We start from the raw sequence: 17,284 nt of genomic DNA, 5'->3' as shown, positions 1-17,284 counted from the left end.
GCCCTCCCACATTTTTCCCGCATTTCAGAGTTGGTTGAGCGGGATTTTCAGGTAAGTCACACCATTCTCCTCCGCAGGCGGCATATGACCGGCCCGCACATTCACCTGGATCGCCGGCAACAACAGCGTCGGCATGCCCAGCCCGGCATCACGTTGGGTGCGCATCGCCACAAACGCCGCCTCATCCACCCCGTCATGCACGTGGATATTCCCGGCGCGCTGCTCGGCCACCGTCGTCAGGCACTTGGCCTCGCGGCCGTCAGGCGGATAGTCGTGGCACACATACAGTCGGGTTTCGGGCGGGAAGGCCAGCAGCGTGCGCATCGATGCATACAGCTGCCGCGCATCGCCACCGGGGAAGTCGCAGCGGGCGGTACCGACATCGGGCATGAACAGCGTGTCGCCCACCAGGATCAATCGATCCTCGATCAGGTACGCCATGTCCGCCGGGGTGTGGCCGGGCACATGCAGCGCCTGGGCCTTGAGCGGGCCGATCTGAAAGACCTCACCCGGCGCGAACAGGTGATCGAACTGCGAACCGTCGACGCGAAATTCCGGCTCCAGGTTGAACAGGTGTTTGAACACGTCCTGCACGTTGCTGATCGACTGGCCAATCGCGATCTTGCCGCCCAGCGTGCGGCGCAGATAAGGCGCGGCCGACAGGTGGTCGGCATGGGCATGGGTTTCCAGCAGCCACTGCACCTGCAGGTTATGTTCCCTGACGAAGGCGATGACCTTGTCCGCCTGGCGCGTGTCGGTGCGTCCGGAGGCCGGGTCGTAGTTGAGCACCGAATCGACGATGGCACAGTGGCCGCCGTCCGCTGCATAGACGACGTAGGTGTAGGTCGACGACGCTTCGTCCAGAAAGGATTGAATCAACGCTGACATGACGGCTGCCCCTGATGCTGAAAAAAGTGATTACAATCACTTTACATTTACACATAATGTTTTGAGCTTAAGTGACGCAAAGGACCCGAGGCAAATGGAATCTACTCTGAGTGAAGGCGAGGTCGCCCAGTTGCGTGCGTCGGCGTCCAAGGCGTGTGCCCTGCTCAAGGCCCTGGCCAATGAGGATCGCCTGTTGATCCTGTGCCAGTTGACCCAGGGCGAGCGCAACGTTGGCGAGCTGGAAACCATGACCGGCGTACGCCAGCCCACCCTGTCACAACAGTTGGGCATCTTGCGCGACGAAGGGTTGGTCGCCACCCGTCGGGAAGGCAAGTACATCTTCTACGGGCTGGCCAGCCACGAAGTGATCCAAGTGATGAAAACCCTGTCCGGGCTGTACTGCGGCGCGGTCATAAAAAGCTGGGCGTGACGCCATACGGCAACGACCCTTGTGTGCATTGACTCTAAAAGGCAATAGACCATGACCGACCAACACTGGGGCGAAACCATCAGTGGCGATATCGTTGTCATCGGCGGCGGTTCGGCAGGTATTGGCCTGCTGGCCAGCCTGCTCAAGCGCGACCCCGAGCTGAACATCACCCTCATCGAACCCAGCGACTACCACAGCTACCAGCCGGCCTGGACCCTGGTCGGCGGCGGCGCCTATGACCTGGAAAAGACCCGCCGCCCGCTGGCCGACGTGCTGCCCAATGGTGTGACCTGGATACAGGCGGCGGTCAGCGAAGTCCTGCCGGACGAGCAAACCCTGGTACTCGACAGCGGCCAGCGCGTCACCTGGCACAACCTCATCGTGTGCCCCGGCCTGCGCCTGGCCTGGGAGGGCATCGAAGGCCTGCAAGACACCCTCGGCCAGCACGGCGTCACGTCCAACTACAGCTACGAACACGCCGCCTACACCTGGCAGTTGGTGCAGCAGTTGAAGGGCGGCAAGGCGATCTTCACCCAGCCGGCCATGCCGATCAAATGCGCCGGCGCGCCGCAGAAAGCCATGTACCTGTCCTGTGATCACTGGCTCAAACACGGCCATCTCAAGCACATCGACGTGGAATTCAACCTGGCCGGTGCTGCGCTATTCGGCGTGGCGACCTTTGTGCCGCCGTTGATGCACTACGTCGAGAAATACAACGCACGTCTGGCGTTCAATGCCAACCTGGTGAAAGTCGATGGCCCGGCGCGCAAGGCCTGGTTTGCAGTGAAAGACACCGAGGGCAATACGACGGTTGAAGAGAAGTCCTTCGACCTGTTGCACGTGGTCCCGCCGCAAGTCGCCCCCGATTTTATCCGCCAAAGCCCACTGGCCGATGCCGCCGGTTGGTGTGAAGTGCACCCCAACACCCTGCAACACCTGCATTACCCGTCTATCTTCGGCCTGGGCGATGTGTGCGGCACCCCGAATGCCAAGACCGCCGCCGCCGTGCGCAAGCAAATCGTGGTGGTCGCCGAGAACCTGCTGGCCCTGCGCAAGCAGGCGCCGCTGCCGCTCAAGTATGACGGCTACGGTTCCTGCCCGCTGACGGTGGAGAAGGGCAAGGTGGTGCTGGCCGAGTTCGGTTACGGCGGCAAGTTGCTGCCGACGTTCCCCCTCGACCCGACCCGCGCGCGCCGTTCGATGTGGTTCCTCAAGGCCACGCTGCTGCCGTGGTTCTACTGGAACGGCATGCTCAAGGGCCGCGAGTGGCTGACCCGACTGAGCAAGGTGGACTGAATGCTGCTGGCCACTGTGTTGGGGTTATTGATGGGCCTGGTCATGGGCCTGACCGGCGCGGGCGGCGGCATCCTCGGGGTGCCGGCGCTGGTGTTGGGGCTCGGTTTGAGCATGACCCAGGCCGCGCCGGTGTCGTTGCTCGCCGTGGGCGCGGCGGCGGCCGTCGGCGCGATTGACGGTTTACGCCACGGCCTGGTGCGTTACCGCGCTGCGTTGCTGATCGCCTTGCTGGGTGCGCTGTTTTCGCCGCTGGGTGTGTTTGTCGCTCACCAACTCTCTGAGCCGGTGCTGATGGCGCTGTTCAGTGGGTTGATGGTGCTGGTGGCCTGGCGCATGTTGCAGCGCGAAAAGGTCGAGGCCGGCCCCAGCGACCATGGCGCCGCTTCTTGGGGACAGAAGAACTGCATGCTCAATCAGCAGACCGGGCGCCTGGCCTGGACTGCCAAATGCAGCGCCACCCTCGCCGCGCTGGGTGCCGTGACCGGTGCGGTGTCCGGTTTGCTCGGCGTGGGCGGCGGCTTTCTGATCGTGCCGGCGTTCAAGCAACTCACCGACGTGCAGATGCGCGGCATCGTCGCCACGTCGCTGATGGTGATCAGCCTGATCTCGCTGATCGGCGTGGCCGGCGCGTTCCATGCCGGTGTGCATATCGAACCGCTTGGCTGGGTATTTATCGGCGCCAGCATCGTCGGCATGCTGGTCGGCCGGCGCCTGTGTGCCGTGATACCGGCGCGCACGTTGCAGGTGGGGTTTGCCAGCCTGTGTGTACTGGTAGCCCTCGGCATGTTGGTCAGGGCCGGTCTTACACCCTAAGTGGCGGGCCTGCGAGCGGGCCCGTCTTACGCCACAGTTGCCGGGCACCCAGCGCCCGCCCAAAGCACCCTGAAACCACGGCCAAGGCAGCGTAGGCCTTGGCTTGGCGCCTTTCGATAATCGCCTCCGACATCAAGTCCCCGTTGCGGAGCGCGCCATGCATAACAATAAGAATGTCCCCCTGCGTCTATTACCCGCCTTTGTCCTCGGCTTGGGCATCAGCCCGTTCGCCAACGCCGAAATCATGCTGTACGACAAGGACGAAACCACCTTTTCCACCGACGGCTACATCAACGCTTTCTACGTCAACAGCGACGTGGACCGCGCCGGTGACCAATACGACCGCCGCCAATCCCGCGTAAAGATGGGCTTTTTGCCCAACTACCTGGGCTTCAACATGAGCAAGCAGGTCGACGACCTCAAGCTCGGCGCCCGCGCTTCGTTCTGGGTGACCATCAACGACAGCGAAACCAACGGCACCGACACCGCCATCGACGTGCGCCAGTTCTACGGCACCGTGGCCAACCCCGAGTGGGGCGAAGTGCTGATCGGCAAGGATTTCGGCCTGTTTGCGCGCTCCAACATCCTGCTCGATGAACTGCTCGCCGGCTACGGTCAGGTCAGCGACAGCCTTGGCCTGGTGGACGGCGGTGGCGTGTCGTTCGGTAATATCGGCAGCGGCTACCCGTACCCGTTCCCCACCTCACAAATCACCTACCGCACCCCGGTGATGGACGGCCTGCGCGTCGCCGTCGGCATCATGGACCCGGTAGACACCAACGACAGCAGCGCCCTGGGCAAGGCTTACCAGAAAAACCCGCGGACCGAGAGCGAGGTCACCTACCAGTTCGACTTGGGCGGGGCGAAGATCTACAGCTGGCTCAACGGCAGCTACCAGACCTCGGACAACACCGACTCCACGGTGGCATCCGTCACCTCCAAAGGGCTGGGCTATGGCGTACAAGCGAAAATGGGCGGTTTGTCGCTGACCGGCTCGGGCTTCCAGGCCAAGGGCATCAACCCGTTTTTCACCAACAACGCCGGGGAAGCGACCCTGCGCAACGTCGACAGCAATGGCTACCTGCTGCAGGGTTCATACAAGCTGGGCAAGAACCGCCTGGCGCTGTCCTACGGTAAAACAAAGGATGACGGCAACGGCGTGGTGGGCAGCGGGGCGGATTATGAGACACGCGCGATTGCACTGTTTCATGACGTGAACGACAACCTTAAGCTGGTGGCGGAGTACAACCAGCTCCAGATCAAAGGGCATGACACGAGTGCCCAGAATGAAGACACCGATACCTTTGCCGTCGGTGCCGTCTTAACTTGGTAATGCGGTTTACTGTGGGAGGGGCGGTGCGACGATTCGACTTGCCCCCTCCCACATTTTGATCTCCATCAGTCTTGAAGGAGTCATCCCATCGCATCCCCCTACCCAGTACCCAAGTAGCATAGGTGTCTCCCCCCAGCCTTCGTACACTCATGCCTCAGAGGGGGAACCAACGATGCATAACAGTGAAGGCGTAGTCAGCGCCATGTCCCAGGCCACCGACGCGGGGCAGGCGGCTGAGGAGTTGGCCCGCCAACTGCTGCACCCCTACCTGGGGTTTGTGCTGTTTTTCTGTTCGGCTTCCTACGATTTGCAGGCATTGGGCCAGGCCTTGCAACATTGCTTCGCCAATGTGCGCGTGGTGGGCTGCACCAGCGCTGGCGAGATCACGCCCCAGGGCTACGGGCGCAATTGCGTCACGGCGATGGGCTTCAACCACGCGCATTTTTCCATTGCCACCGAGCTGATCGACCAGGTGGAGCACTTCAGCCTGATCGATGCCCAGCACATGGTCGAACGCTTGGTGGGTGGCTGTCGCAGCAATACGCTCGCGCCAATCAAGGGCAACACCTTTGCCCTGACCCTGCTCGATGGCCTGTCCAGTCGTGAAGAAATGGTGCTCGCGGCCCTGAGCGCCGCCCTCGGCGATATCCCGCATTTCGGCGGTTCGGCTGGCGACGACAACTTCCTCACCCACACCCATGTGTACTTCAACGGCGCGTTCCACAGCGGCGCGGCAGTGGTGGTGTTGGTCAACACCTGGCTGGATTTCGAGGTGTTCACCAACCACCACATCCTGCCGCGTGCGGAGAAACTGGTAGTGACCGGTGCCGACAGCCCCTCGCGCCGGGTCTATGAACTCAACGCCGAGCCCGCCGCCGAAGAGTACGCACGACACATCGGCGTGGCCGTGGCCGACCTCGACCACCGCACCTTCGCCGCCCATCCGCTGGCGGTGCGTATCCATGATCAATACTACGTGCGCGCTATCCAGCAAGTGCACGACGACCTGAGCCTGAGTTTCTACTGCGCCGTGGAAAACGGCATCGTGCTCACCGTGATGAAGCCCGGCCCGATCCTGCCCAATCTGGAAAACCTGTTTGACGGCCTGCACTCACGCCTCGGCGATCTGTTGTTGACCATCGGCTGCGACTGCTTCCTGCGGCGCCTGGAGCTGGAAGACGCCGCCAACCTGGAACAGATCGGCAACTTCCTGCAAGCCAAGCGGGTGCTGGGTTTCAACACCTACGGAGAACAGTTCAATGGCATGCACATCAACCAGACCTTCACCGGGGTCGCCATTGCCCGAGGCCGGCGCTGAACTGCTCGCCCAGGTTGCCCAACTGCAACAGGACAACCACAAGTTGGCACGGATCAACGCGGCGCTGATCGAGCGCATCGAGTCTGGCGTCACCCAGGGCAACAACCCCTACACCACCTTCCAGCATTCGGTGGTGTTGGCCGAGCAAGTGCGCGAACGCACCGACGCGCTGAACCAGGCGATGGCCGAACTCAAGGCCAGCAACCACTTGCTGATCAACGCCCGCCTGCGCGCCGAAACCTTGCGTGGTGAACAGGTGGCGGCGCAGAAAGCCCAGGAAAGCGAGCGCTGGATTCGCCTGATCACCGACCACGTGCCGGCCCTGATCGGCTACCTGAATGCTGATCTGGTCTACGAGTTCACCAACAAGGTCTACGAACAATGGTACTGCTGGCCGCGCGGCATGATGCTCGGCCAGAGCCTGCGCGAAGTGCACAGCGAACAGCACTGCCAGCGCCTGGACGCCTACGTCGCCCGCGCCCTGGCCGGCGAGAGCGTGACCTTTGAGTTCGCTGAAACCAACATCAATAACCAGGAGCGCTACATGCTGCGCTCCTACGTACCGAATGTGTTGGCCAGTGGTGAAGTGGTGGGCATCTTTGTGCTGATCCGCGACATCACCGAACGCCGCCGCACCGCCGAAGCCTTGCACCAGGCCTATCAGCACCTGGAGCAGCGCGTGGCGCAACGCACTTCTGAACTGACCTCGCTCAACGACCAGTTGCTCAAGGAAATCGACGAGCGCCGCCGCATGGAGACCCGCCTGCGCGAGGCCAAGCTGGAGGCCGAACAGGCCAACCTGTCGAAAACCAAATTCCTCGCCGCCGTCAGCCACGACCTGCTGCAACCGTTGAACGCGGCGCGTTTGTTCACCAGCGCACTGCTGGAACGCCCCAGCGAAAAACTGGTGCGCAACGTGAGCAACTCCCTGGAAGACGTGGAAAACCTGTTGGGCACCCTGGTGGATATTTCCAAGCTGGATGCCGGGGTGATCAAGGCCGATATCGCGCCGTTCGCCTTGAGCGAATTGCTCGACAACCTGGCCGAGGAGTACACCCAACTGGCCCGCAGCGAAGGGCTGGCGCTGCATTTTGTCGGCTGTTCGGCGCTGGTGCGCAGCGACATCCAACTGCTGGCGCGGATCCTGCGCAACCTGCTGAGCAATGCGATGCGCTACACCTATCAAGGCCGCATCGTGCTGGGCTGTCGGCGCCAGCACCAGCGCCTGTCGATCCAGGTGTGGGACAGCGGCATGGGCATTGCGCAGGAACGCCTGGAGGAGATTTTCCAGGAGTTCAAGCGTGGCGATGTGCAGCGCCCGGACCAGGATCGCGGGCTGGGTTTAGGGCTGGCGATCGTGGAAAAAATCGCCGGCATCCTCGGGCACCGCATCACGGTCAAATCCTGGCCGGGCAAGGGCTCGATGTTTGCGGTCGAGGTGCCGTTGAGCGCCACCGCGCCCAAGTCATTGCCCATGCCACCCATGAGCGAGCCGATGCTTGAACGCCTGCAAGGTGCAAAGGTCTGGGTGTTGGATAACGACGCGGCGATCTGCGCCGGTATGCGCACCTTGCTTGAAGGTTGGGGGTGCCGGGTGATTACGGCATTGTCGGAACAGGACCTGGCGCGGCAGGTGGACAACTACCACGCCGAGGCCGACCTATTGATTGCCGACTACCACCTGGACGACGACCAGAATGGCGTGGACGCTGTGGCGCGCATCAATGCACGGCGTGCCAGCGCGATCCCGGCGCTGATGATCACGGCCAACTACAGCAATGAGCTGAAGCTGCAGATCCGCGAGTTGGGGCATACGTTGATGCACAAGCCGGTGCGCCCAATGAAGCTCAAGACGGCGATGAGTCACTTAATAGGCAAGTGAACGACACAGCATCATCCAATGAAGATCCTCTGTGGGAGGGGGCAAGCCCCTCCCACAGAGGGAAATCAGCGGCGCAGGTACGAGCCGAAATCGATATCCCCGGCACTGAGGATCGCCTGCACCCGGTTGTGCACATTCAACTTGCGCAGGATCGCCGACACATGGGCCTTCACCGTGGTTTCGGCAATCTCCAGGGTGTACGCGATCTGCTTGTTCGACTCGCCCTTGGTCATGCGCTCCAGCACCAGCAGCTGTTTGCGCGTAAGCGCCTGCAGCAGCTCCGGGGCAAAGCCCGGGTTTTCGTTGAGGCGCCGATGGGTGCCGGTTTTCTGGGTGCGGATGATGTCGGGCGGCAGGTACACATTGCCGTTGAGGATCTGCTGGATCGCCTCGGTCATTTGCAGGCGTGGCGAGGACTTGGTGATAAAACCCACGGCGCCGTAGGTGATGGCTTGCAGGACGACCTGCTTGTCCTGCTCGGCCGAAACGATCACCACCGGGATGGTCGGCGACTCGTTGCGCAGGTTGATCAGGCCGTTAAGGCCGTGCATGCCGGGCATGTTCAGGTCCAGCAGGATCAGGTCGAGGTCGTCGTGTTCCTGGGTCAGGGCGAGGGCGCTGTCCAGGTCGGCGGTTTCCATCACCTCGCTGCCGGGGAAACCGTCGCTGATGACGTTGTGGATCGCCTCGCGAAACAGCGGGTGATCGTCGGCTATCAGGATTTTGTACATGGCCGTTCACCTTCTTGTTGTGGTTTTTTATTGAAAGGGCTCGGGTGTTGCAGCCGTCACTGGCAGTTTTGCCGCTTCCCAGGCGTCCAACCCATCGCGGTACCAATACACAGAGGTATAGCCCAGGTTGGCGGCACGTTTTACCGCGTTCCAACTCAGCCAGCAATCGGAGCGGCAGTAGAACACCAGCGGGCGTGCGAGCTGGCCGCCGGTGAATTTGTACAGGTGGCGCACGAAATAGCCCTGCCATTCCGGTGTGAGGTCGCCGTCGCCGGTATTGGCCAGCCAGTGGCTGCCGGGCAGGTTGGCGTGGGGCTGGTCCTCGATGAACTGGCCGTGCAGCCATTGGCGGCGGTACACGTCGATCAGCACCGGCGCTGGCGTCTGGTTCAGCAAGGCTTGCAGGGCAGGGGTGTCGACGATGGTCGCACCGGGGAGTTGTTCGGGCGTGGGGCTGCGATACAGGCTGGTGCGGTAGCCGTCGGCGGAAAACAACGGGGTGTCGGCCTGGGCGTGGCCTGTCAACAGGCACAGCAGTGCCAAGAGGGGCAGTCGGGCGGGCAGCATGGCGGGTCAATCCTTATCGTTATGCGCCCATTACACGTCAGTCGCGCTGCCTTGGGAATGCGACGATAGACAGCAAAACCAGTACCAAAGTAGTAGGTCGCGCACGGTCTTGGGGTTCTAGCATGGGCAAACTGCTGCCATTGGAGGCGCCATGAACATCCTGCTGGTCGATGATCACGCCGTGGTCCGCCTGGGTTATGCCGGTTTGCTGCGCAGCGGTTTGCCGGGCGTACAGGTGCGCGAGGCGGCCAGTGGCGAGGACGCGCTGGCACGGGTGCAGGAAGCGGTGCCGAGCCTGGTGATCATCGGCTTCGGCCTGCCGGGCATCAGCGGCCTGGAAACCACCCGGCGCCTGCGCCAACGCCTGCCGCAACTGCGTGTACTGTTTTTCAGCCAACATACTGAGCTGCCCCTGGTGCGACAAGCGCTGGAGGCCGGCGCGTCGGGCTACCTGACCAAGAGCGCACCGCCCGCGGTGATGCTGGAGGCGGTGCAGCGCATCCTCGACGGCCACACCTATATCGAGCATGACCTGGCCACTCAGTTGGCTTACCACCCCACCGACCGCCGCTTGCAGAGCATGACCCAGCGCGAGCTGGAGATTTTCCTGATGTTCGCCAAAGGCACGCCGGCGCGTTCGATTGCGGCCCAGCTGAGTATCAGCAGCAAGACCGTGTCCAATCACCTGACGTTGCTCAAGAGCAAGCTGCAGGTGAGTTCCCATGCCGAGTTGGTGCATCTGGGGATCGACATGGGGGTGGTGCGGGTCGCCGGCTGACAAGGGACCCTGCACAAATCCAATGTCGAAGGGGGCTTGCCCCCGATGGCGGTGGTTCAGCCAGCTTATGTCCAGGTATCTACACAACTCTTAGAGGCAGGCACAAAACCCTGTGGTGAGCGGGCTTGCCCCGCGCTGGGCCGCGAAGCGGCCCCAAAACCGGCCAATGGGTTATGACTGAAAAAACGCGGTGCCTGGATTGGGGCCGCTTCGCGGCCCAGCGCGGGCGGTGCGACGATTCGACAAGCCCGCTCACCACAAGAGCCTCGTTCGCTAAGGGTACGTTTTCACCAAAGATGTGTAGATACCTATGCTCATCGGGGGCAAGCCGCCTCCCACATTTGGTTTGTGTTTGCTTAACGATCCCAAGTGGTCGGGCAATCCTTGCAGCCTTCCATGTTGGCATCCTGGAAATTCGCATAGTGCTGGCGCGCACCGGTCAGTGTGGCCTTTTCCAGGTTGCTCTCGCCAAACTTGGCTTCCTGCAGGTTCGCATCACTCAAATCCGCGCCTTGCAGATCGGCCTTGCTCAACCAGGTCATTTCCAGGTCGGCCGCCCGTAGGTTGGCCTTGTGCAGCTTGGCCCCCGAGAGTCGCGCAAATTGCAGGTAGGCCGCGCTGAGGTTGGCATTCTCAAATTGCGCGCCTTGGGCGAACAGGCCCCAGCCTTGCACGGCCATTAGTGTGGCACCGGTGAAGTCGGCCAGGCGCAGGTTGCTTTGTTGCAGGCTGGCGCGGGTCAGGTTGGCGCCTTGCAGCTGGGCTTTTTCCAGGTTGGCCAGGTCGAGGTTGGCGTGGCGCAGGTCCGCCTCGCGCAGGTCGGCACCGGCCAGGTTCATTTTGCTCAGGTTCTGATTGCTGAGGTTGGCGCCCCTGAGATTGGCGCCGGGGCATTGGCTGTGTTCGGCGATGGTGCAGCCGTTGATGACCAGCGGGGCGTCGTCGCCGTCGACGGCGTGGGCCAGGGGCAGGCTCAACACAAGCAGCAAAGGCAAGAGTTTCATGACAAGGCCTCTAAACTTAGGTGACCCTCCCCCCCGTAGCCGCTGCCGGGCCTTGGCGAGGCAGCGTCTACGGGGGGGAGGGTGAAGGGTTCAATCTACTTCTGGGCGGTCTTGTTATCCCAGCTCGGGATCTTGAACACCCAGAACGACCCACCCTGTGCCACCGGCTTGGTCAGCTCCGCCATGTCGCCACCCCACAACGGTACCGCGCCGCCATAACCGACGGTCACGCCGACGTACTGCTCGCCATCCTGTTCCCAGGTGATCGGCGGCGAGACGATGCCGCTGCCGGTCTGGAATTTCCACAGTTCCTTGCCGGTTTTCGCGTCGAAGGCCTTGAAGAAGCCGTCGCCGGTGCCGGTGAACACCAGGTTGCCCTTGGTGGCCAGCACGCCGGCCCAGAGTGGCAAGTGTTCCTTGTGTTCCCACACCACTTTGCCGGTGGTCGGGTTCATTGCACGCAAGGTGCCGACGTGGTCGTCATACATGCGCTTGATGCGAAAACCCATGCCCAGGTAAGCCGAGCCCTTCTTGTAGTTGACCTCTTCGGTCCAGTATTCCTCTTTCCACTGGTTGCCCGGGATGTAGAACAGGCCGGTGTCCTGGCTGTACGCCATAGGGTTCCAGTTCTTGCCACCCAGGAACGGCGGCGAGACTTCCACCGGCTTGCCTTTGGTTTCACCCGGCAATGGCTTGGCAGGGCGCTGGCCTGGATTCTCCACCGGGCGACCGGTTTTGAGGTCGATGTGGCTGGCCCACGAGATGTTGTCGACGAACGGGAAGGCGTTCTGCAACTTGCCGTTGGTGCGGTCCACCACGTAGAAGAAACCGTTGCGGTCGGCGTGGCCGGTGGCCTTGACCACTTTGCCGTCCTTGCCCTTGTAGTCGAACAGCACCAGTTCGTTGTTGCCGGAGAAGTCCCAGGCATCGTTCGGCGTGTGTTGGTAGAACCACTTCACTTCGCCAGTGCTAGGGTCGACGCCGACCTGGCCCGAGGTGTAAAGGCTGTCGAAATCGTGGGGGTTGCCGTCCTTGGAGGTTCGCGCCCAGGTGTTCCATGGGCCAGGGTTGCCGGCGCCGACGATGATGGTATTGGTCTCGGCATCGAAGCTCGCGCTCTGCCAAGGTGCGCCGCCGCCGTGGCTCCAGGCCTCGACCTTGCCGGTTTCGGTGGTCGGATCATCCGGCCACGACGGCGCTTTGACGTCGCCAGTCGCAGTGCTGTCCTTGCCGTTCAGGCGGCCCATGTGGCCCTCTACAAACGGACGCATCCACACTTCTTCACCGGTGTCTGGGTCGCGTGCGTACAGCTGGCCGACCACGCCGAATTCATCGCCGGAGCTGCCGTGGATCAGCAGCACTTTGCCGCTGACCTTGTCTTTGATCAGCACCGGGGCGCCGGTCATGGTGTAGCCGGCGGCGTGGTCGCCGAATTTCTTGTTCCACACCACTTTGCCGGTGTTTTTGTCGAGGGCGATCAGGCGCGCGTCGAGGGTGCCGAAGTAGATTTTGTCGCCGAAGATGGCCGCGCCACGGTTGACCACATCACAGCACGGGCGAATGTTGTCGGGCAGGCGGTGGTTGTAGGTCCACAGGCGCTTGCCGGTCTTGGCGTCGAGGGCGAACACGCGCGAGTAGGAACCGGTGACGTAGACCACGCCGTCGCTGACGATGGCCTGGGATTCCTGGCCGCGCTGCTTTTCGTCGCCAAAGGAATACGACCAGGCGGGCGTGAGCTTGAACACGTTCTTGTCGTTGACCTGGGCCAATGGGCTCCAGCGCTGGGCGTTGGTGCCCATGCCGTATTGCAGCACGTCCTTGGTGGTCAGGTGGTCGTTGGCAATGTCTTCCCAGGTGACGTTGTGGGTCGGCTTGGCAGGTTCGGTGGCTGCGAAGGTTGCAGCACTGAGGGACAGGCTGCCCACCAGCACAAAGGCTTGCACGGCAAGGCTCAAAGGTGAACGGGCGGGTAGCGATCTTATTGTCATGGTTGCAGTTCCCAGTGGAGGTTTTGGCCTGCACAGGTTGCTGCCTGAAAGCGCTTGGGGCATACGGAAAAAGTCCCGGTGTTGCCGGGACAATTTCCCGAACCGCCTCTGATTTAGCAGTGCCCCACAAGGCCTGCTACCAAGGGAGTAGAGCGCGGCCACCAAAGCAGCATACGGCTGTTGTCGAGCGCTTCCTAAGATGGTTGCCATAGCCTCTTTCAAGAGGTTTGCGTGCAATCCTGAGGGAAAAATAATGACAACAAAACGCAACGCCTTGCTGACCGCCTGCCTGCTCACTGCTGCGCTCGGCGCAGGTTTCGTCCAGGCCCACGGCAACGTCACGCCGACCGCCGTGGAAACCAAGGGCCTCACCCCGATCAAGGACGCCGGTGTGGCGCTCGACGCCGATGGCTGGGCCGCCACCAACCCGTATCGCACTTCGCCTGAACACGACAAGGCCGTTGAAGTCGGCGCTTCGGCCTACAACCAGAACTGCGCGGCGTGCCACGGCCTGGAAGCCAAGTCCGGTGGCATCGCCCCTGACCTGCGCATGCTGGATGTGGGCGACGCCGGTGATGAGTGGTTCGTCGAGCGCGTGCGCCATGGCGCGGTGCGCGACGGCCGGGTGTACATGCCGAAGATGGCCGACTACTTGAGCCAGGAAGCCTTGTGGGCAGTGCGCACTTACCTCGACAGCGTGCACGTCGAGGAGTAACCCGTGCGGCTGATCGGGTTGTGGGCCTGCTGTCTGCCGCTGTTGGCCTTTGGCGCGCCGGTAGATCCGGTGCCGTCGGTGATGTGGGCCTACTACCACCAGCGGTTTCTCGACAATGCCGCGTTTGTGTTCGATGAGCGCGTGAAAGTGCTGGCGCCGCCGTTTGCCGAGGATGCGCGGCAGGTGCCGCTGGAGATCGACGCCCGTGCGTTCACGGGCGATGTGGTGAAAATCCTCGCCTTGGCCGAGCTGAACCCGCTGCCGAAAATCGTCGACTTCCAACCGGTGCAGGGCGTGCTGCCGTGGCTGTCACTGCGCATTCGCATCGAGCAGGCCACCCCGTTGCGTGCGGCGGTGCTGACCAAAGACGGCCTGTGGCATGTCGGTTCAGCCCTGATCGACGCCGCAGGCGGCGGCTGCACGGCGCCTAGCGTGTTGCGCAGCGAGCCCGGGTGGGAAGACCATCTTGGCGAAGTCCTCGGCGGACGCTATCCGCGTGCCGAATTCAGTCGAGTCAAACTGCAAGTCGCCCATCCGATGGACAACGGCATGGTCAGCGGCATTCCCGAGTTCTATATCAACCATGCTGAACTGCGTGGCAGCGACAACCAACGGTTGGCGACCCTGGAGCTGTTTCCCGCCGTCAGCGAAAACCCCAACCTGGCCTTTGACATCGAAGGGTCGGGGCCGACGCGCCTGATCCTGCGCGACACCAGCGGCAGCCAGTTCGAGGCGGACCTGCCATGAACCTGCGCTGGATTTTGCTGTGGCTGGTGCTGTTCAGCCTGCCGGTGCTGGCCGAGCTGGATTACGCGCTCAAGCCGCGCCTGATCGCCGACAACACCTGGCTGCTGGAAGGCAGCACCGACAACTTCGCCAGGGACAACGGCGGCAATATCGTCAACGTTGGTTTCATCGTTACCGAAGCCGGTGTGGTGGTGATCGACACCGGGCCGTCCAAACGCTATGGCGAAGCGCTGCGCCAAGCCATTGCCCAGGTCACGGACAAGCCGGTGATCCAGGTGCTGCTGACCCATCACCATCCCGACCATGCATTGGGCAACCAGGCGTTCAAGCAGGTGCCCATCGGCGCACTGGCCGGCACCACGCAATTGCTCCACGAGCAGGGCGATGGTATGGCCGAGAACCTGTACCGAATGGTCGGCGACTGGATGCGTGGCACAGAAGTGGTGATGCCCAATGAAACGCTGCAAGCGGGGGTGAAGTCCTTCGGCAGCCATGACTTGCAACTGGTGCACCTGCGCGGCCACAGCGGCGCCGACCTGGCGATCCTCGATCAGCAGACCGGCGTGCTGTTCGCCGGTGACCTGGTATTTTACCAGCGGGCCCTGACCACCCCGAACTCGCCGGGCCTGGCGATCTGGTTGGCGGACCTCGCCACCTTGCAGGCGCTGCCCTGGACGTTGGTCGTGCCCGGCCACGGCCCCATCGCCAGCGATGCCAAACCCTTTGAACAGATGCGCGATTACCTCGGCTGGCTCGACCAACTGTTGCGCGTCGCCGCCGCCGAGGGGCGCGATATGCCGGAGCTGATCCGCAGCCCGATCCCCGAACGCTTTGCCGCGATCAACCTCAGCCGCTACGAGCTGATCCGCAGCGTCAGCCACCTGTACCGCGACTACGAACGCACACAGATGCAGCCCATCAACACCCAACAATAAACAGAGGCCTCACCATGATCTACGCCCAACCCGGTACCCCCGGCGCCATCGTCAGCTTCAAGGCGCGCTACGGCAACTACATCGGCGGTGAGTTCGTCGCACCGCTGAGCGGCGAATACTTCACCAATACCTCGCCGGTCACCGGTGAAGTGATCGGCGAATTCCCGCGCTCCAACGCTGCGGACATCGACAAGGCACTCGACGCCGCCCACGCTGCCGCCGATGCCTGGGGCAAGACCTCGGCCCAGGACCGTTCGCGGGTGCTGCTGAAGATCGCCGACCGCATCGAGCAGCACCTTGAAGTGCTGGCCGTGGCCGAGACCTGGGACAACGGCAAGGCCGTGCGCGAAACCCTCAACGCCGATGTGCCACTGGCCGCTGACCACTTCCGCTACTTCGCCGGTTGCATCCGCGCCCAGGAAGGCGGCGCCGCCGAGATCAACGAACTGACCGCCGCCTACCACTTCCATGAGCCGCTGGGTGTGGTCGGGCAGATCATCCCGTGGAACTTCCCGTTGCTGATGGCCGCCTGGAAACTCGCCCCGGCCCTGGCCGCCGGCAACTGCATCGTGCTCAAGCCAGCCGAGCAGACACCGCTGTCGATCATGGTGTTTGCCGAGCTGATCAACGACCTGTTGCCGCCGGGCGTGCTCAACATCGTCCAGGGTTTTGGCCGCGAAGCAGGCGAGGCCCTGGCCACCAGCAAGCGTATCGCCAAGATCGCCTTCACCGGCTCCACCCCGGTGGGCGCGCACATCATGCATGCCGCTGCCGAGAACATCATTCCGTCCACCGTAGAGCTGGGCGGCAAGTCGCCGAACATCTTCTTCGAAGACATCATGAGTGCGGAGCCGCAATTCATCGAAAAAGCCGCCGAAGGCCTGGTGCTGGCGTTCTTCAACCAGGGCGAAGTGTGCACCTGCCCATCGCGGGCGTTGGTGCAGGAGTCGATCTACGACGCCTTCATGGCCGAAGTGATGAAGAAAATCGTCAAGATTAAGCGCGGCAACCCGCTGGACACCGAGACCATGGTCGGCGCCCAGGCGTCCGAGCAGCAATACGACAAGATCCTGTCCTACCTCAAAATCGCCCAGGAAGAGGGCGCTGTGCTGCTCACCGGCGGCGCGGCCGAGCGTTTGGAGGGCGACCTGTCCAGCGGTTACTACATCCAGCCGACCCTGCTCAAGGGCCACAACAAAATGCGCGTGTTCCAGGAAGAAATCTTCGGCCCGGTGGTGGGCATCACCACCTTCAAGGACGAAGCCGAAGCCCTGGCGATTGCCAACGACAGCGAGTTTGGCCTGGGCGCCGGCCTGTGGACCCGCGACATCAACCGCGCGTACCGCATGGGCCGGGCGATCAAGGCCGGGCGCGTGTGGACCAACTGCTACCACCTGTACCCGGCGCATGCGGCGTTTGGCGGGTACAAGAAGTCGGGCGTGGGGCGTGAGAACCACAAGATGATGCTGGACCATTACCAGCAGACCAAGAACCTGCTGGTGAGCTACGACATCAATCCGCTGGGCTTCTTCTAACCCTCTGATTGCAACGCGGTGCCCTGTGGGAGGGGGCTTGCCCCCTCCCACATTGTGTTCTATGTACATTCGCGACTAATGCAGTGCGGCATTTACTTCGAAAGTAGCATTCGCACCCCCGTCCCCCCATGCATTAATGTCTTTACCGGAACCCTCCGGCATAACAAGAGGACTACCCCCATGTGGACCAAACCCGCCTTCACCGACCTGCGTATCGGCTTTGAAGTGACCATGTACTTCGCCAGCCGCTGATCGCGTGCGCTGCACGGAAGATGCCTCTTTGGTCTGATTGCATTCGTAGCCGGATCGGTTAGTGTGGAGCGC

At 62.4% G+C, this 17,284-nt stretch carries 16 protein-coding genes and 1 pseudogene; 12 read left to right on the top strand and 5 right to left on the bottom strand.

Going from position 1 to position 17,284, the window contains the following annotated elements:
• Positions 1 to 24 precede the first annotated feature (24 nt).
• Positions 25 to 888, bottom strand: coding sequence for an MBL fold metallo-hydrolase (locus PspS35_RS18505; RefSeq protein WP_159936236.1), 864 nt, complete (start codon positions 886 to 888; stop codon positions 25 to 27).
• Positions 889 to 982: 94 nt separating this feature from the next.
• Between PspS35_RS18505 and PspS35_RS18500 the strand changes: the two genes are divergently transcribed.
• From PspS35_RS18500 to PspS35_RS18475, 6 genes and pseudogenes are all read left to right on the top strand, one after another.
• Positions 983 to 1,318 carry a metalloregulator ArsR/SmtB family transcription factor gene (locus tag PspS35_RS18500; protein WP_017527038.1) on the top strand — a complete coding sequence of 112 codons (336 nt, stop codon included), beginning with the start codon at positions 983 to 985 and terminating at the stop codon, positions 1,316 to 1,318.
• A 51-nt stretch (positions 1,319 to 1,369) separates the two neighbouring features.
• Positions 1,370 to 2,614 (top strand): FAD/NAD(P)-binding oxidoreductase, encoded by a 1,245-nt coding sequence (locus PspS35_RS18495; RefSeq protein WP_159936235.1) that lies wholly within the window; start codon positions 1,370 to 1,372, stop codon positions 2,612 to 2,614.
• Positions 2,615 to 3,427 carry a sulfite exporter TauE/SafE family protein gene (locus PspS35_RS18490; protein ID WP_159936234.1) on the top strand — a complete coding sequence of 271 codons (813 nt, stop codon included), beginning with the start codon at positions 2,615 to 2,617 and terminating at the stop codon, positions 3,425 to 3,427.
• Positions 3,428 to 3,584: 157 nt separating this feature from the next.
• Entirely contained in the window at positions 3,585 to 4,760 is a 1,176-nt protein-coding gene (locus PspS35_RS18485; RefSeq protein WP_159936233.1) for a porin, read from the top strand.
• Positions 4,761 to 4,932: 172 nt separating this feature from the next.
• The gene (gene nosP / locus PspS35_RS18480; protein WP_159936232.1) at positions 4,933 to 6,078 is read left to right on the top strand and encodes a nitric oxide-sensing protein NosP; all 1,146 of its coding nucleotides are present in this window, start codon (positions 4,933 to 4,935) and stop codon (positions 6,076 to 6,078) included.
• 280 nt (positions 6,079 to 6,358) lie between these two features.
• Positions 6,359 to 7,960: pseudogene (locus tag PspS35_RS18475) on the top strand (PAS domain-containing hybrid sensor histidine kinase/response regulator); the annotation flags it as partial.
• A gap of 65 nt (positions 7,961 to 8,025) precedes the next feature.
• Here the strand turns inward: PspS35_RS18475 and PspS35_RS18470 are convergent.
• The gene (locus PspS35_RS18470) at positions 8,026 to 8,691 is read right to left on the bottom strand and encodes a response regulator transcription factor (protein ID WP_159936230.1); all 666 of its coding nucleotides are present in this window, start codon (positions 8,689 to 8,691) and stop codon (positions 8,026 to 8,028) included.
• A gap of 27 nt (positions 8,692 to 8,718) precedes the next feature.
• Positions 8,719 to 9,258, bottom strand: a complete 540-nt coding sequence (locus PspS35_RS18465) for a PQQ-dependent catabolism-associated CXXCW motif protein (protein WP_159936229.1) — start codon at positions 9,256 to 9,258, stop codon at positions 8,719 to 8,721.
• A 151-nt stretch (positions 9,259 to 9,409) separates the two neighbouring features.
• Here PspS35_RS18465 and PspS35_RS18460 point away from each other — a divergent pair, with 151 nt between their 5' ends.
• The gene (locus PspS35_RS18460) at positions 9,410 to 10,036 is read left to right on the top strand and encodes a response regulator transcription factor (protein WP_159936228.1); all 627 of its coding nucleotides are present in this window, start codon (positions 9,410 to 9,412) and stop codon (positions 10,034 to 10,036) included.
• A gap of 356 nt (positions 10,037 to 10,392) precedes the next feature.
• Here the strand turns inward: PspS35_RS18460 and PspS35_RS18455 are convergent, their stop codons facing one another.
• Positions 10,393 to 11,040: a pentapeptide repeat-containing protein gene (locus tag PspS35_RS18455; RefSeq protein WP_159936227.1), complete on the bottom strand. Its 648-nt coding sequence runs from the start codon at positions 11,038 to 11,040 to the stop codon at positions 10,393 to 10,395.
• 95 nt (positions 11,041 to 11,135) lie between these two features.
• Positions 11,136 to 13,028, bottom strand: a complete 1,893-nt coding sequence (exaA, locus tag PspS35_RS18450; RefSeq protein WP_159936226.1) for a quinoprotein ethanol dehydrogenase — start codon at positions 13,026 to 13,028, stop codon at positions 11,136 to 11,138.
• 253 nt (positions 13,029 to 13,281) lie between these two features.
• Between exaA and pedF the strand changes: the two genes are divergently transcribed.
• The 5 genes from pedF to pqqA all read left to right on the top strand — a co-directional run bounded on the left by pedF (position 13,282) and on the right by pqqA (position 17,212).
• The gene (pedF, locus tag PspS35_RS18445) at positions 13,282 to 13,743 is read left to right on the top strand and encodes a cytochrome c-550 PedF (protein ID WP_159936225.1); all 462 of its coding nucleotides are present in this window, start codon (positions 13,282 to 13,284) and stop codon (positions 13,741 to 13,743) included.
• Between the two features lie 3 nt (positions 13,744 to 13,746).
• Positions 13,747 to 14,490 (top strand): quinoprotein dehydrogenase-associated SoxYZ-like carrier, encoded by a 744-nt coding sequence (locus tag PspS35_RS18440; protein WP_238785884.1) that lies wholly within the window; start codon positions 13,747 to 13,749, stop codon positions 14,488 to 14,490.
• Positions 14,491 to 14,492: 2 nt separating this feature from the next.
• On the top strand, positions 14,493 to 15,425 hold the full coding sequence (locus tag PspS35_RS18435; RefSeq protein ID WP_159938071.1) for a quinoprotein relay system zinc metallohydrolase 1: 933 nt from the start codon (positions 14,493 to 14,495) through the stop codon (positions 15,423 to 15,425).
• A 14-nt stretch (positions 15,426 to 15,439) separates the two neighbouring features.
• On the top strand, positions 15,440 to 16,960 hold the full coding sequence (locus PspS35_RS18430; protein ID WP_159936224.1) for an aldehyde dehydrogenase family protein: 1,521 nt from the start codon (positions 15,440 to 15,442) through the stop codon (positions 16,958 to 16,960).
• 180 nt (positions 16,961 to 17,140) lie between these two features.
• Complete coding sequence (pqqA, locus tag PspS35_RS18425) at positions 17,141 to 17,212, top strand: pyrroloquinoline quinone precursor peptide PqqA (protein ID WP_010209364.1); 72 nt, start codon at positions 17,141 to 17,143, stop codon at positions 17,210 to 17,212.
• The last annotated feature ends 72 nt before the right edge of the window (positions 17,213 to 17,284 follow it).

Source organism: Pseudomonas sp. S35, assembly GCF_009866765.1.
In the GTDB taxonomy this organism is placed as follows: domain Bacteria; phylum Pseudomonadota; class Gammaproteobacteria; order Pseudomonadales; family Pseudomonadaceae; genus Aquipseudomonas.
The sequence above is the reverse complement of the archived record's forward strand: the minus strand, read 5'-3'. Positions and strand labels throughout refer to the sequence as shown.